We start from the raw sequence: 14,173 nt of genomic DNA on the forward strand, positions 1-14,173 counted from the left end.
GGTGCCTGGGTGGCTGTCGGGTTGGTTGCCCGACTGGTGGCCTGGCGGCTCGTTGGCCCGGCGGCCTGTTGGTCTGTTGGCCTGTTGGACATGGAGACACCGCGGGGCGTGTGAGTGTGACACCACCTCCTCCGTGAACCGTGCCCGCCACCGCTCCCGGCCCGCCCGCACCCCTGTGAGCAGCGCGAACGCCCCGCTCAGGGGGCGGGGGGCGGCCCCTCGTGTCGTAACCTTGGCGGAATGTCCTCCATAGCCAAGATGTCCGAACGGCACATCGCCACGATCGTGTGGGTCGCGGTCCTCGGTGGGGTCACCTCGGTCCTCGTGGGGGATCGCCTGTGGCGGGCGGTGGCCGGCCTCGGACCCGGCGCCGGCTACGCCTTCGGCGCGTTCTGCGGCAGCGGCATCCTCTGTTGTTGGGTGCTGGCCTCGGCCGCGCTGCGGCAGCGTCGGTGGGTACGCGGTGCCGGCGCGGCGGCCCTGTGGTGCGTGGCGTTCCTCGCTCTGGCCTGTCTGCCCCCGGGGCGCACCGGTCGCCTCACCGGTGCCCTCGCCCTGTCGGGAGACCAGCGCATGTGGGTGGAGGAGCATCCGGGCGTGTGGTGGGCCATCGGGATCGGCTTCGCGCTCGGCGCGCTCGCCGTCTGGCGCACGGCGCCCCGCCGCGCCGCCGCCCGCCGACGGCCCCCGGCCTCGCCGCCGGGGAAGCCGGGGGAGCCGGGGAGGCCGGGGGAGCCGGGGAGGCCAAGGGGGCGGTGGAGGGGCAAGGGGCCGGCGACGTAGCGGGGCCGGGGGCAGCGCCCTGACGCGGTCCTACACCGTCGTGGCGGCGGTGGCGGGTACGGGCGCCCCGAACCAGCGGGGCAGGTGGGCGCGCAGGTCGGCCTGGTCGTCGCCGGCCCAGGCCACGTGGCCGTCGGGGCGGAGCAGTACGGCGGGGGCGGGCAACTCCTCGCTCAGGTCGGCCACGTGGTCGACCCGGTCGGCCCACCCGGTGACCGAGAGTCGGCCCGTCTGGTCGAGCAGGAGGCCGCGGCCGGCGTGCAGCAGCGCGTAGAGGCGGCCCCGCTCCAGGCCGATGTCGCGCATGCGCTTGCCGAGCAGCGGGTGGCCCGCACCGAAGTCGTAGCGGACCTGGAGCGCGGTGATCTTCTCGATCAGGTACCGGTTCACCTCGTCGAAGTCCATCAGCTCCGCCACCAGCCGGCGCACCGCCCGCGCGCCCGGCTCCGAGGAGAGCAGTTCGGTCTGGGCGCGGGTGTTGTCGAGGACGGCGGCGGCCACCGGGTGCCGCTCGGCGTGGTAGCTGTCGAGCAGCCCGTCCGGGGCCCAGCCGGCCACCTCGGCGGCCAGCTTCCAGCCCAGGTTGAACGCGTCCTGGAGGCCGAGGTTGAGGCCCATTCCGCCGGTCGGCGGGTGGATGTGCGCCGCGTCGCCGGCCAGCAGTACGCGGCCGGTCCGGTAGCGCTCGACCAGCCGGGTGGCGTCGCCGAAGCGGGAGAGCCAGCGCGGTGAGTGCGCGCCGAAGTCGGTGCCGGCGATCGCCCGTACCCGCTGCTTGAGCTCGTCGAGGGTCGGCGGCGCGGAGCGGTCCGCGGCCAGTCCGTCGGCCGGCACGATGAGGCGGTACATGCCGTCCCCGAGCGGCATCGTGCCGAACCGTACGCAGGACTTCCGGGCCTCGCCCACCACGGCCGCCAACTCCTCCGGGGCGACGGCCACCCGTACCTCGCCCAGCAGCGTCTCGGTCCGGGCGGGCTCGCCGGGGAAGTCGACGCCGAGCAGCTTGCGCACCGTGCTGCGGCCACCGTCGCAGCCGACGACGTACCGGGCGCGCAGCGTGGCCCCGTCGCCGCCGGGGGCCGTGTCGCCCGTGCCGGTCGGGGCACCGTCGTCCGGGCTCGTCCCTGGGGCACGCGCGCCGGTCGGCGCCACCTCGACGCTCACCCCCGCCGCGTCCTGGCTCAGGCCGACGACTTCGAGGCCGCGCCGGAACTCCACGCCGAGTTCGGCGGCGCGCTCGGCCAGCAGGCGTTCGGTGACGTTCTGCGGGATGCCGAGGACGTACGGGTGCGCGGTGTCGAGCCGCTCGGGCCACGGTTTGTCGATGCCGGCGAAGAAGCCGCCGACCGCGTACTTCTGGCCGAGCGGGAGGAAGCGTTCCAGCAGCCCGCGCTGGTCCAGCACCTCGACGCTGCGCGCGTGCAGCCCGAGCGCGCGGGCCTGCCCGGTCGGCTCCGGCTCCCGCTCGACCACGACCACGCGCACGCCGTGCAGGCGCAGTTCGGCGGCCAGCAGCAGACCGGTCGGTCCGGCGCCCACCACGATGACGTCACGCAAGAAATCCCCCAGGGAACGGAAAAGTGCCGCGGACCAGAACGGGCGCATCGCATACGTCGCGTGTCGCCGAATTCCGAAGGTTCTGGCCGCGCCGGACATCTTGCGGTACGACCCGGGCCTTGCCGCAAGCCCCCCGGTGCGCTATAAGTTGAGAGTGGCGGAGAACGAATATCCGCCCTTTTTTGTGGCCGGTAGCCCGGATCGCTGGCTTTTGGGTCCGGTATTCCCCGGACATTCCTTCCTCGGGTCGCCCTCTTCACCCTTCTCGCCCTCGTGGCTCCTCGTACGCTCGCGCATTGCCGTGCCGCCGCTGCGTTGCCGCACTGCCGCTGTGCCGGCTTCGTCGCCGTGTGGCCGCACTGCCGCGTTGGCCGTCGCTGGTCCGCCGCGCTGTGCTCGTACGCTGCGCGTTCCCGACGCGTCCGCCGCTCGACGGGTCCTCGGCCGCACGGCCGTACGGGGCGGGGCGCTATTGCCGGATGGGTCAACACCGCATTCGGATAACGTGATTCGGGGCGGGCGTGCGGTGAATGCCGGGCCGTTGGTAGGGGAGCGGTGTCGCCCTGGGTCGGTCGACGGGGAGGCGTATGCGGACCGCTCAACTTCGTCGTTTCGTCGCGGCGCGCACGCTTTCCCTGCTCGGTGACCGGGCCGCCGAGGCGGCATTGCCGATCGTCCTGTTGTTGGTGACGGACGATCCGTTGGTCGCCGGCCTCGTCACGGCCGCCAACATCCTGCCGACCCTGCTCCTCTCGCTTCCCGTCGGGCATCTGGCCGATACCCGCGAGCGCCGGCGGCTCATGGTCGCCGCGGACGTGTGGCGGGCGGTGTGGGGGCTCGCTCTGGTGTGGGCGCTGGCCGCGCCGGAGCCGTCCGTGGCCCTGCTGGTCGGCCTGACCTTCCTGATGGGCTGCGGAGACGTGCTGTTCTCCGTGTCGGCCCACGCCTACCTGCCCGCCCTCGTGCCGTCCGCCCGCATCATGCGGGCCAACGCGGCGGTGGAGGCGGGCGACGCGGCGGCCACCCTCGCCGGGCCCGCGCTCGCCGGGTTCCTCGTCGCGCGTCTCCCGCACCCGGTGGCCCTCGCGGTGAACGCCGGCTCCTTCGCCGCCTCGGCCGCCCTCCTCGCGCGCCTGCCGGCGGCACCCGTGCGGCCCGCCGCCGGCCCCGGCCTGGAAGGGCCCACCGAGACGCGGGCGGGGCACGCCGAGACGACGCCCGCGGGGCGCCGGCGCGACGTGTTCGCGGGCTTCCGGCTGCTGGCGACGGAACGCCTCCAGCGGGTGCTGCAACTGGCCTACCTGTACCTGCACGTGAGTGCGGGGGCCGCCGTGCTGGTCGTCGTCGCGCTGTCCGTACAGGCGCTGCACCTCGGTCCCGCCCGCGTCGGGCTGGTCCTCTCCGCGGCGGGGGTCGGGGGGCTGCTGGTGACGCTGGTGGTGGTGCGGTTCGTCGAGCACCTGCCGTGGGGGCCGCTCCTTGGGGTGGCGCTGGGTGGGCTCGCGGCGTCCTTCCTGTGGCTGTCCGTGGCGCGGGGGTTCGCGGACGCGTTCTGCGCGGTCCTGTGTGTGGACGCGTGTTCCGCCTTCGCCTTCGTCACGGCCGGCTCCGCGCGCCAGGTGCTCACCCCGGCCGCGTTGCTCGGCCGGCTCACCGCCGCCACCGGGCTGGTCAACGCGGCCGTGCGCGCCGCCGGCGTCCTCGGCTGCGGCGCCGTACTGGCGTGGCTCGGCCCCCGGCCGGCCGCCGTCGCCCTGGGCGCGGTCGGCCTGGCCTGCGCCGTCCCCCTGCTGCTCGCCCGCTCGGCGCGCGACCCCCTGGCCCCGAGGCGGGAGCGTGCGACGTGACGGCGTACGGCCGGAGGCGCGCTCGGCCACGGGCGCGCCGCGAGGCGGGTCACGCGCGCGACCCGGGCCCGCGCCCCGCGCGGTGATGCGCGGGGGTACCTACCGTGCGGGAGCGCCACGCTGAGTACGGGAGCGGATACCGTACGGCAGTTCGGGCCGCATAGCGTCCCTCGCATGGAGAACACCGGCACCGCTCCCGCATCCGCATCCGCTTCCGCCACCGAGCCGGCCGGCGGCGACCAGCGCGCCCGTGCCGCCGCCCGTGGCCTCGGGCTGGCCGTGCTCGTGGCGGCGGTCCTGGTGAGCGGGGTGTTCATCACGTTCCTGGGGCCGTTCTTCGCCATCGCCTGCGACACGTGCGAGGACGGTGTCCGTGGCACGCTCGCCTACGGCGACGCGCTGATCGCCGTGGCGCGGTACGGCGTGCCCCTCGCCACCTTCGCCACGCTGGCCGGCATGGTCGCCTCCCACCGCCCGGGCCGGGTGGGCGGATTCGGCCTGGGCGCGCAGTGGGCGCTGTTCCTGGTGGTCGTGGCCCTGGGGCAGTTGCCGGCGTGAGGGTGCCGGGCGGCGGCTGTGGGCGGGCCCCGGGGGTCGCCCCGGGGCCGCGTGAAAAACGTGACGCGTAAAAAACGTGAAAAGAGCGGGAGTCAGCCCTCCGGGTAGAAGACGAACAACGTGCAGCCCGTCTTCGTCTGGGGGACGTGCGAGGTGCCGGCGGCGGCGTGGATGAAGGAGCCGGCGGGGTAGTCGCGGACGCCGTCGTTGAAGGTGCCGGAGACCACGAACACCTCCTCGGGGCCCGGCTCGTGCACGTCGATCCCCTCCCAGCACGAGTTCGGGTCCATCTCCAGTACGTGGGCGGTCGCGCCGTTCTCCCCGCTCCACAGCGAGCGCAGTCGGATGCCCGGGAAGAGTTCGCGGGCCGGGGTGTCCTGCGCGGTGGCCCAGACGTACGCGGGCGGCTGCTGGGCGGTCGGGTGCTGCTCTGTCGTCATGCGGCCAGCCTGGCGGGTGGGGGCGCGGGAGCCGAGTGTCAACCAAGACATCATGCGGTACTTTCCTGCCATGCATCGGATCGTGGCGCTGGTGCGGCCCCCGCAGTCGACCTTCGAACTCTCCTGTGCGGCCGAGGTGTTCGGGGTCGAGCGCCCGGGGCTCCCGACGCGGTACGCGTTCGGCGTGTGCACCGAGACCCCCGGGCCCGTGGCGACGCGCGCCGGGTACGACATGCTCGTGACCGACGGGTTGGACGCGCTCGACCGGGCGGACACTGTCGTCGTCCCCGGGTGGCTGCCCACCGACGAGCCGCCGTCGCCCGCCGTGGTCCGGGCCCTGCGCCGGGCGCACGCCCGTGGGGCCCGCGTGGTCAGCATCTGCTCCGGCGTCTTCGCGCTGGCGCACGCCGGGCTGCTCGACGGGCGGCAGGCCACCACGCACTGGGGGCACGCGCAGGCTTTCGCCGCCCGCTTCCCCACCATCCGGGTCGACCCGGACGTGCTGTACGTGGACCACGGCGACGTCGCCACCAGCGCCGGCGCGGGCGCCGGCATCGACCTGTGCCTGCACCTGGTCCGTGGCGACCAGGGGGCCCGGTACGCCGCCCAGGTCGCCCGGAGCATGGTCATGCCGCCACACCGCGAGGGCGGGCAGTTGCAGTACGCGGCGCCGCCGCACCCCGAGCAGTTCGACGGCACGCTCGCGCCGCTCCTGGAGTGGGCCACCGGCCGCCTCGGCGAGCCGGTGACCACCGCGGAGTTGGCGGCGCGCGCGGGCCTGTCCACGCGTACGCTCGCCCGCCGCTTCGCCGACCAGCTCGGCACCAGCCCCGGACAGTGGCTGCTCGGGCAGCGGATCAGCGCGGCCCGGGAGCTGTTGGAGGGCTCCGACCTGCCGCTGGACGCCGTCGCCCGCCGGGTCGGGCTCTCCTCGGCGACCAACCTCCGCCGGCGCTTCCTCGGCGCCCTCGGCACGACACCCGGCGCCTACCGCCGCGCCTTCCGGGCGACCTCGCGCTGACGGGCCGCACCGGGGAGCCGGGGAACGGGGGCTGGGGGCCGCCGGGGAACTTGGGGGAGTTGGGGGAGTCGGGGGAGGGGCCGACCGGGCCGGGCCCGGCCGGGGCGGGGGCAGTGGGTGATCTTGCTCGGGGGCGGGGTGCGGACTAGGGTCGGCCGGGTGACTGCCGGGTCGGCCATGGGCCACGCACGAGTGAGGCGCCCGGCCTCGGCGTGAGCGCGAGGCGGGCCAGAGCCCCGCCCACCCCGCTCCGTACCGCTCGCCCCACCGCACACGCCCGCCGGCCCCGCGCTCGGCGGCGACCCGCGGCGTGTCCCCTCCTCGACGTACGACACAACGGAGCATCGCCTCACATGTCACCTGACCAGCAGCACGATGTGGTCCCGCAGCACCAGCCAACCCAGCGGCACCAGTCAGTCCAGTCACCCCAGCAGCCCCCGCAGCCCGCCGCCGAACTCCCCACCAGCGTGGCGTTCCTGAACCACACCGCCGTCTACGCCCGGGACCGGCGGGCCTCGGCCGAGTTCCTCGCGATGGTCCTCGGCCTCACGGTGGGCGCCCCGTTCGGGCCGTTCCTCCCGGTGGACCTGGGCAACGGCGTCACGCTCGACTACTACGAGATGCGCGACGAGCCGATCCAGCCCCAGCACTACGCGTTCCTCGTGCCCGACGCGGAGTTCGACGCGATGGTGGCCCGCCTGGAGTCGGCCCGGGTCACCTACTACGCCGATCCCGGGCACACCGAACCCGGCCGGATCAACCGCCTCTTCGGCGGGCGCGGGGTGTACTTCGCCGATCCGGACGGCCACAACCTGGAGCTCATGACACGGCCGTACGTCAGGCCGTAGCGGCGCCCGTGGGGGCGTCGGCGGGCGCGGGTAGGGTCGCCGGGCATGACGGATGACTGGCGGCGCGATCGGATCGGCAGCGCGGTGCGGGGCGAGAACCCCACGGTGTTGCGCAGGTTGAGTGCGGGGTTCGCGGTGATCGGGGACGTGCAGTTCCTGCCCGGGTACGCCGTGTTGCTCGGGGACGACCCGGCGGTCCAGCGGCTGTCGGAGCTGTCGCGCGGCAGGCGGATGGAGTTCCTGGCCGACATGGACCGGCTGGGCGAGGCCGTGGAGCGCGCGTGCCGGCGGCTCGACCCGGCCTTCCGGCGGGTCAACCTGGAGATCCTGGGCAACACGGACCCGTTCCTGCACGCGCACGTGTGGCCCCGGTACGCGTGGGAGCCGGACGAGTTGGTGCGCAAGCCGGTGTGGCTCTACCCGGCCGAGCGGTGGAGCGACGCGCGGCACGCGCTGGGCCCCCGGCACGCTGCGCTGCGCGCGACGATCGGCGAGGAGCTGGACCGGCTCGGCGGGGCCGGCGGTGAGAGCCCCGGCGGCCCCGTCGGCGCCGACCGACCTTGACCCTGGCACTGGTGTCAGGCTTTAGCGTCATGGCGTGACCTGGCCTTTCGCACCCGCGGCCGGCCCGACGGCGGGCCGCGGTGCGTCTGGCGCACCGTCGCGGGAGGCCGGACTGGACCACTCCGATCTGGTCCGGCCCGGCCTCCCGCCCACCCCTCCCAGGAGCCACGCATGACGCCCTCGGTCGTCCACCTCAACGGCCAGCCGGCCACCGCCGACGAACTGTCCCCGCTCGCCTTCGCCGGCTACGCGCACTTCACCGCCGCCCAGGTCAGGGACGGCCGGCTGCGCGGCCTCGACCTGCACCTGGCGCGGCTGCGCGGGGCGTCGGTCGAGATGTTCGGGCGGGCGCTGCCCGACGAGCGGATACGGGAGTACCTGCGCGCGGCACTCGCGGCCGGGCCGGCCGACGTCTCGCTGCTGGCCACGGTGTACTCGCACGCCGGCGAGTTCGTCGCGCCGCGCGCCGACGTGGAGCCCGACGTCCTGGTCCGCACCGGCCCGCCGGCGTCGGGCCCGGCCGGCCCGCTGGCGCTGGCGGCGGTCGACCACGAGCGGGACCTGCCGGGCATCAAGCACGTCGGGGAGGTGGCCAAGACGTACTACCTCAAGCAGGCCGTCGAGCAGGGCTTCGACGACGCGGCCTTCCTCGACCGGCAGGGCCGGATCAGCGAGGGCACCATCTGGAACCTGGCCTTCTGGGACGGCTCGGCGGTGGTGTGGCCCCAGGCCGAGATGTTGCGCGGCACCATGATGGGCGTCGTCAGCCGGCAACTGGAGCGGCTCGGGGTGCCGCAGCGCGTCCGGGAGATCAGGCTCGCGGATCTGCCGGAGCTGGCCGGCGCCGTGGTCATGAACTCCTGGACGCCCGGCGTGCCGGTCCGCCAACTGGGCACCGTCGCGCTGCCCGCGGCCCCCGACTTCCTCGCACTGCTGCACCGCGCCCACGAGGCCGAGCCGCCGACCGCCCCGTGAGCGCCCCGCGCACGCGTGCGCGGGGCGTGGGTGTGGGGGGGCGTGGGCGTGGGAGGGGCGAGGGTTTCGGCTGGCGTACGCGGGCGGACGCGCCGCGTACGGGCGGGCGCGCGGCGTACTCCTCGGAGTCGGGTGAGCCCGCTGAGCCCGTCGAACCCGCCGCGCCCGCCCCGACGGCCGGGACGGCCGGTCGGGCCGCGCCCGCCGGCCAGCCCCTACGGGGCGAGGCGGGCCTCCGCGAGCGCGGGCGACGAGCCCGACCGGCCGACGGCCGCGCCCCCCCGGCGGCTGCCGGCGGCGGGCCGGGGCCGACGGTAGCGCCGCCGCCCGGGACGGGTCCCGAACGCCCCGCCGCCCGCCCGAGCCCCGGGTCCGGCCCGCCGCCGGCCCCGTGCGGGCCCGGCCCACCACTCCCGCGCGGCCCGCGCCCGCACGCGCACCGCACGCCCGCACGCACCCCCACCGAAGCCGACGCGCCCACAGGGACACCCCACCCCCGCCCGAGCCCCCCCAGGTCAGCCCGTGAGGACGGCCAGGTCGAGGTGGCGGAGCCGGGCCGGGTCGGCGATGACCTCGTACGCGGCGATCCGGTCGTCCCGCACGGTGACGGTGATGGCCAGTCGCAGCCGGCCGCGCGGGGCCACGGCGATGCCGACGCGCCCGTCGATCAGCAGCGGCTCCGCGCGGCGCGACCCCCGGCCGAAGATCATGGTCTGCTCGGCGACCGCGCGGGCGCCGCGCAGCGTCGTCGGTGCGCCCGGGGGCAGCGCGGCGGGGTCGGCCCGGCGTACGACGTCGGGGGCGAGGACGGCGAGCAGGCCGGCCATGTCGCCGTCGCGCGCGGCGGCGAGGAAGGCTTGTACGACCTCGCGGTGGCGGGCCAGCTCGGCCGCGTCCACGGCGGGAGTGCCGCGCACCTTGTGCCGGGCCCGGCTGGCGAGCTTCTTCGCGGCCACGGGCGAGCGCTCCACGATCGGCGCGAGCTGCTGGAACGGCACGGCGAACAGGTCGTGCAGGACGAACGCGACCCGCTCCGCCGGGGTCAGCGTGTCCAGGACGACGAGCAGTGCACGGCCCACCGAGTCGGCGAGCAGCGCCTCGTGCTCCGGGTCCGTGCCGGGGCGCGGCCGGTCGGCGCCCACCCCGGGCCCGTCGCCCCCGGCGCGGCCGGCGGCCGGGCCCGGGCCGCCGTCGGCGCCGGGGCCGACGCCGTCCCAACGGTCGGGCAGCCGCGCGCCGACCAGTTCCTCGCGGCGGGCGGTGCGCGTGCGCAGCATGTCGAGGCAGATCCGGGAGACGACCGTCGTCAGCCAGCCGGACAGGTTGGCGACCTCGCTGGTGTCGGCCCGGCTCAGGCGCAGCCAGGTCTCCTGCACGGCGTCGTCCGCGTCGCTGCCCGAGCCGAGCATCCGGTAGGCGACCGCCCGCAGACGGCTGCGGTGCGGCTCGAACCGCTCTGCCAACCGGTCTTGCGTCTCCATCGGTCACCTTTCGTCGCCGGGCCCCGTCCCCCTCATGACGTACACCACCGGGCCGAGGTGACCCCGAGCCTGCCGCAGGCGGTCGGGGACGGCCCGTAGACGAGGAGGGACACGCCATGAGCACGACCCTGACAACCACGGAGACAACCACGGATGTCGCGACCCGTGACCCGTCGCCCACCGCCGCGAGCGCGCAGCCGCTGCTGCGCCCGCTGGACGTCGGCGGGCTCACGCTGCCCAACCGGGTGGTGATGGCCCCGATGACGCGGGCCCGCGCGGCGGAGGAGACGCTGGCGCCGGGCGCGGCGCACGCCGCCTACTACGCCCAGCGCGCCAGCGCGGGCCTGATCATCACCGAGGGGACCTGGACCAGCGAGCGGGCCATCGGCTTCACCCACGTCCCCGGCGTCTACCGGGAGGAGCAGGTCGCCGGGTGGCGGCGGGTCACCGACGCGGTGCACGCGCTGGGCGGTCGCATCGTCCTCCAGCTCTGGCACACGGGCGCCGCCTCGCACCCCGACCACCTCGGAGGCGCGCTGCCCGCGGGGCCATCGGCGATCAACCCACGGGTGCGGTCCTTCACCCGCGACGGGTTCCGGGAGACCGTCGTGCCGCGCGCGATGACCCGCGCCGAGATCGCGGACACGGTCGCCGAGTTCCGCTCGGCGGCGGAGCGGGCGCGCCGCGCGGGGTTCGACGGCGTCGAGATCGGCGCCCTCGGCACGTTCCTGCTCGCGCAGTTCCTCAACCCCCGGCTCAACCACCGCGACGACGCGTACGGCGCCGACCGGGTCGGCCGGCGGCGGCTGCTCCTGGAGGTCGTCGACGCGGTGGCCGAGACCTGGCCGGACGGGTGCGTGGGGGTGCGCGTCGCGCCGTACTGGCACGACGGCGACCGATTCGTCGCCGACGAGCCGCTGCTCGCCGACTACGACGAGCTGGCGGCCGAACTCGGCGACCGCCCGGTGTCCTACCTGCACCTGCGCGGCCCCGAGCCCGCCGGGCCCGAAGCCGCCCCCGACCCGGCCGCGTTCGCGCGCTACCGGAGCCGGTTCGCGGGGCCGCTGATCGTGAACAACGGCTTCGACCGCGCGACGGGAAACGCCGCCCTCGCGGCCGGCGTCGCCGACGCCGTCTCGTACGCCAGGCACTACGTCGCCAACCCCGACCTCGTCGCCCGGTTCGCCCTGGGCCGCGCGCTGTCGCCCGGCGACCCGGCCACGTACTACGGGGGCGGCGCCGAGGGGTACGTCGACTACCCGGCGAGCAACTGGGGCGCGCCGCCGGCCTGATGGGGCGCCCGTCCGGGGCCGGCGCCGGGCGGGGGCGGGTCGCGGTGCCGTAAATGCCGCCGCGCCAGGAAGCGGAACTGCGTACGCTTGTGCTCGTGCCCGAACAACAGTCCGCCCCTCGCGCCCGGCCCGTCCCAGGTACGGGGCGCGCACCCGCCGGCCCCCAGGCGGCGCTCGGCCTCGCGCCCGGTTCCGCTTCCGAGCCCGCTTTCGAGCTGCAACCCCTGCGGGCCGACCACGCGCCGGCCGTGCTCGCCTTCGAGCGCGCGAACCGCGCCTACTTCGCCGCGTCGATCCCCGACCGTGGGGACGCCTACTTCGCGCAGTTCGCCGCCCGCCACCGGAGCCTGCTGGACGAACAGACCCTCGGCATCTGCTACTTCCACGTGCTGGTGGCGGCCGACGGCGAGGTGTTGGGCCGGGTCAACCTGGTCGACGTGGCGGGCGGCTCGGCCGAACTCGGCTACCGCATCGCCGAACGCGCCGCCGGCCGTGGCCTGGCCACGGCCGCGGTCCGCGCGATCTGCGCCCGCGCCGCCACGGAGTACGGGCTGACCGCGCTGGAGGCCGAGACCACGCTCGACAACGCGGGCTCGCGCGCCGTGTTGGCCCGTACCGGCTTCGTCGTCGCGGGCGAGACGACGCTGGACGGGCGGCCCGGGCTGCGTTTCGTACGGGACCTGCGGGCGGAGGCCGGCGCGCGCTGACGGGGCCCGCCGCCGCCCCGGGCCCGGCAGAATGCGGCCAAGGGCGCGGCCCGGCACCGAGCCGCGCGGGGAGCCGGACGGCGAGGAGCCACACGTGGCGCAGCGGGAGCGCATCCAGCGGGACGAGCGAGGCGGGCGGGACAAGCGGGTCGAGCAGGACGGCCTGGCACGGCGGGAAGAGCGGGAAGAGGGGGACCAGCGGGCCGGCGACGCTGCCGTACCGGACGGTCCGAACAGCCCGGAACCAGACGCCTCGGCGGGCGTCGGGGCCGGTGTGGCGCGGCGGTTCGCGGCGCTGACGACGGCGCACGTGGCGGACGCGTGCATCCGCGCCGGGGTTCCGGTGCGCTGCGCGCCCTCGGCCGTGCGCGCCGTGACGCCGGGCAGCCGGGTCGCCGGGCGGGTGCTGCCGGCGCGGCACGTGGGCAGCGTGGACATCTTCCTTGAGGCGTACGAGGCCGCGCGGCCCGGGGACGTGCTGGTGGTGGACAACGGTGGGCGGCTCGACGAGGCGTGCGTGGGCGACCTCGCGGTCCTTGAGGCCCAGGCCGCCGGGGTCGCCGGGGTCGTGATCTGGGGGTTGCACCGCGACACGGCCGACATCCGCGCCATCGGCCTGCCCATGTTCAGCACCGGCGCGCTCCCCACCGGGCCGCTGAGCCTGCGCGAGCGCCCGGCCGACGCGCTGGCCTGTGCCACCGTCGGCGACTGGACGGTGAGCGCGGCCGACCTGGTGTTCGCCGACGACGACGGCGTGGTCTTCGCCCCCGCCGACCGGGCCGACGAACTCCTCACCCTCGCCGAGACGATCCGCGACACCGAGCGGCGCCAGGCCGACCAGATCCGGGCCGGCCACACGCTCCGCGCCCAGGTGCGGTTCGACGCGTACCTGGCCAGGCGCCGCGAGACGCCGACCCTGACCTTCCGCGACCACCTGCGGGCCGTCGGCGGCGCGATCGAGGAGTGACGACCGGGGAGTGACGACCGAGGGGTGGCGACCGGGGAGTGGCGGCCGAGGAGTGACGGTGGGTTGGTCGGTGGGCGTGTCTGTCCGCTGCGTCAACCCGCCCCGGCCGGCTCCGAGTTGGCGCCACCTCCGAGGTGGGGGGTGCCGGCCATGGCCTGGCGGAGTGCCTGCCGGCAGGCGCGTACGGCCGGGTGGTGGCCGCTGCCCCGGCGTACGGCGGTGAACAGGCGGCGCGCCCGCTGCCCGCGCGGCAACGCGCGTACCGGAACGCTCGGTTCCCGGCCGCTCCAGACCAGGTCGGGCAGGAGCGCGACGGCGTGGCCCTGTTCCACGAGGCGCAGGTGGAGCAGCAGGTCGGTGGACTCGTACCGCACGTCGGGCTCGAAACCGGCGGTCCGGCACAGGGTCAGCGCCCAGTGCCGGGCCGCCGTGTCGGCCGGCTCCATCACCCACGGGTGCTCGGCCAGCGCGCGCAGCGCCGCCCGGGGCGGCCCGTCGACGGTGGTCCCGGCGATGCCGGGCGGCAGGGCGAGGCGCAGCGGATCGGCGCACAGGTCCTCCTGCTCCACACCGTCCGGGCGCGGGTTGGGATTGCCCGGGTACTCCTCGGCCACCACCACGTCGAAGTCGCGGGCCAGCAGCGCCGGCAGGGCCCGCTCCGGCTCGCGCTGGGTGACGTGCAGGCGCAGCCGGGGGTGCGCGGCGCGCAGCAGCGTCAGCGCGGCCGGCACCAGGGCGAGCGCCGCGGTCTGGAACGCCGCGACCCGCACCGTGCCCGTGAGGTCCGTGAGCGAGGTCGCGATGTCCGCCTCGGCGCGCTCCAGGCGCTCCAGCACCGCCTCGGTGTGCGCGACGAGGATCTCGGCCTGCTCCGTGAGGCGCACCCGCCGCCCGACCGGCTCAAGCAGCGGCACCCCGACCTCCGCCTCCAACTGGGCGAGCTGCTGCGAGATGGCGGAGGGGCTGTACGAGAGGGCGGCGGCGACGGCGGCGAGCGTGCCCCGGTGCTTCAACTCGCGCAACAGCCGCAGCCGGTGGAGATCGAACATCGCGCCTCGCCCGTGCCCCTCGGTCGGTCCCGGCCGCGTCGCCCCTTGACCGTTACGAGATGCGCCTCAGCCTTACGTCAGCTT

14 protein-coding genes are annotated in these 14,173 nt (G+C 75.9%); 10 read left to right on the forward strand and 4 right to left on the reverse strand.

All coding sequences use genetic code 11. From position 1 onward, the window contains the following. Nucleotides 1-240: 240 nt before the first annotated feature. A complete protein-coding gene (locus H7H31_RS19145) occupies nucleotides 241-783 on the forward strand; it encodes a hypothetical protein (RefSeq protein WP_187117981.1) in 543 nt (180 codons plus the stop codon). 30 nt (nucleotides 784-813) lie between these two features. On the opposite strand, the gene H7H31_RS19150 is transcribed toward H7H31_RS19145, so the two are convergent. After that, the gene (locus H7H31_RS19150) at nucleotides 814-2,340 is read right to left on the reverse strand and encodes an FAD-dependent oxidoreductase (RefSeq protein ID WP_187060405.1); all 1,527 of its coding nucleotides are present in this window, start codon (nucleotides 2,338-2,340) and stop codon (nucleotides 814-816) included. A 587-nt stretch (nucleotides 2,341-2,927) separates the two neighbouring features. On the opposite strand from H7H31_RS19150, the gene H7H31_RS19155 reads away from it, so the two are divergent. Both H7H31_RS19155 and H7H31_RS19160 read left to right on the forward strand, forming a co-directional pair. Continuing rightward, the gene (locus tag H7H31_RS19155; protein ID WP_187060406.1) at nucleotides 2,928-4,187 is read left to right on the forward strand and encodes an MFS transporter; all 1,260 of its coding nucleotides are present in this window, start codon (nucleotides 2,928-2,930) and stop codon (nucleotides 4,185-4,187) included. 174 nt (nucleotides 4,188-4,361) lie between these two features. Next, nucleotides 4,362-4,745 carry a hypothetical protein gene (locus tag H7H31_RS19160; RefSeq protein WP_187060407.1) on the forward strand — a complete coding sequence of 128 codons (384 nt, stop codon included), beginning with the start codon at nucleotides 4,362-4,364 and terminating at the stop codon, nucleotides 4,743-4,745. 92 nt (nucleotides 4,746-4,837) lie between these two features. On the opposite strand, the gene H7H31_RS19165 is transcribed toward H7H31_RS19160, so the two are convergent. Next, nucleotides 4,838-5,185 carry a cupin domain-containing protein gene (locus tag H7H31_RS19165; protein ID WP_232109959.1) on the reverse strand — a complete coding sequence of 116 codons (348 nt, stop codon included), beginning with the start codon at nucleotides 5,183-5,185 and terminating at the stop codon, nucleotides 4,838-4,840. Nucleotides 5,186-5,255: 70 nt separating this feature from the next. On the opposite strand from H7H31_RS19165, the gene H7H31_RS19170 reads away from it, so the two are divergent. The 4 genes from H7H31_RS19170 (at nucleotide 5,256) to H7H31_RS19185 (ending at nucleotide 8,593) form a co-directional block, all read left to right on the forward strand. Beyond that, entirely contained in the window at nucleotides 5,256-6,206 is a 951-nt protein-coding gene (locus H7H31_RS19170; RefSeq protein WP_187060408.1) for a helix-turn-helix domain-containing protein, read from the forward strand. Nucleotides 6,207-6,559: 353 nt separating this feature from the next. Beyond that, nucleotides 6,560-7,054: a VOC family protein gene (locus tag H7H31_RS19175; RefSeq protein ID WP_187059728.1), complete on the forward strand. Its 495-nt coding sequence runs from the start codon at nucleotides 6,560-6,562 to the stop codon at nucleotides 7,052-7,054. A 45-nt stretch (nucleotides 7,055-7,099) separates the two neighbouring features. Continuing rightward, nucleotides 7,100-7,618: an HIT family protein gene (locus H7H31_RS19180; RefSeq protein ID WP_187059729.1), complete on the forward strand. Its 519-nt coding sequence runs from the start codon at nucleotides 7,100-7,102 to the stop codon at nucleotides 7,616-7,618. Between the two features lie 171 nt (nucleotides 7,619-7,789). After that, on the forward strand, nucleotides 7,790-8,593 hold the full coding sequence (locus tag H7H31_RS19185) for an aminotransferase class IV family protein (protein WP_187059730.1): 804 nt from the start codon (nucleotides 7,790-7,792) through the stop codon (nucleotides 8,591-8,593). A gap of 515 nt (nucleotides 8,594-9,108) precedes the next feature. Here H7H31_RS19185 and H7H31_RS19190 read toward each other — a convergent pair. Continuing rightward, a complete protein-coding gene (locus H7H31_RS19190; RefSeq protein ID WP_187060681.1) occupies nucleotides 9,109-10,074 on the reverse strand; it encodes a sigma-70 family RNA polymerase sigma factor in 966 nt (321 codons plus the stop codon). 116 nt (nucleotides 10,075-10,190) lie between these two features. Here H7H31_RS19190 and H7H31_RS19195 point away from each other — a divergent pair, with 116 nt between their 5' ends. The 3 genes from H7H31_RS19195 (at nucleotide 10,191) to H7H31_RS19205 (ending at nucleotide 13,040) form a co-directional block, all read left to right on the forward strand. Beyond that, nucleotides 10,191-11,366, forward strand: a complete 1,176-nt coding sequence (locus H7H31_RS19195) for an oxidoreductase (protein ID WP_187060682.1) — start codon at nucleotides 10,191-10,193, stop codon at nucleotides 11,364-11,366. 215 nt (nucleotides 11,367-11,581) lie between these two features. Beyond that, complete coding sequence (locus H7H31_RS19200; RefSeq protein ID WP_232110326.1) at nucleotides 11,582-12,073, forward strand: GNAT family N-acetyltransferase; 492 nt, start codon at nucleotides 11,582-11,584, stop codon at nucleotides 12,071-12,073. A gap of 94 nt (nucleotides 12,074-12,167) precedes the next feature. Continuing rightward, complete coding sequence (locus tag H7H31_RS19205) at nucleotides 12,168-13,040, forward strand: RraA family protein (protein ID WP_308284298.1); 873 nt, start codon at nucleotides 12,168-12,170, stop codon at nucleotides 13,038-13,040. Nucleotides 13,041-13,132: 92 nt separating this feature from the next. On the opposite strand, the gene H7H31_RS19210 is transcribed toward H7H31_RS19205, so the two are convergent. Beyond that, complete coding sequence (locus H7H31_RS19210; protein ID WP_187060685.1) at nucleotides 13,133-14,089, reverse strand: LysR family transcriptional regulator; 957 nt, start codon at nucleotides 14,087-14,089, stop codon at nucleotides 13,133-13,135. Between the last annotated feature and the right edge of the window lie 84 nt (nucleotides 14,090-14,173).

The sequence above is a fragment of the Streptomyces buecherae genome (assembly GCF_014295035.1).
GTDB classification, from domain to species: domain Bacteria; phylum Actinomycetota; class Actinomycetes; order Streptomycetales; family Streptomycetaceae; genus Streptomyces; species Streptomyces youssoufiensis.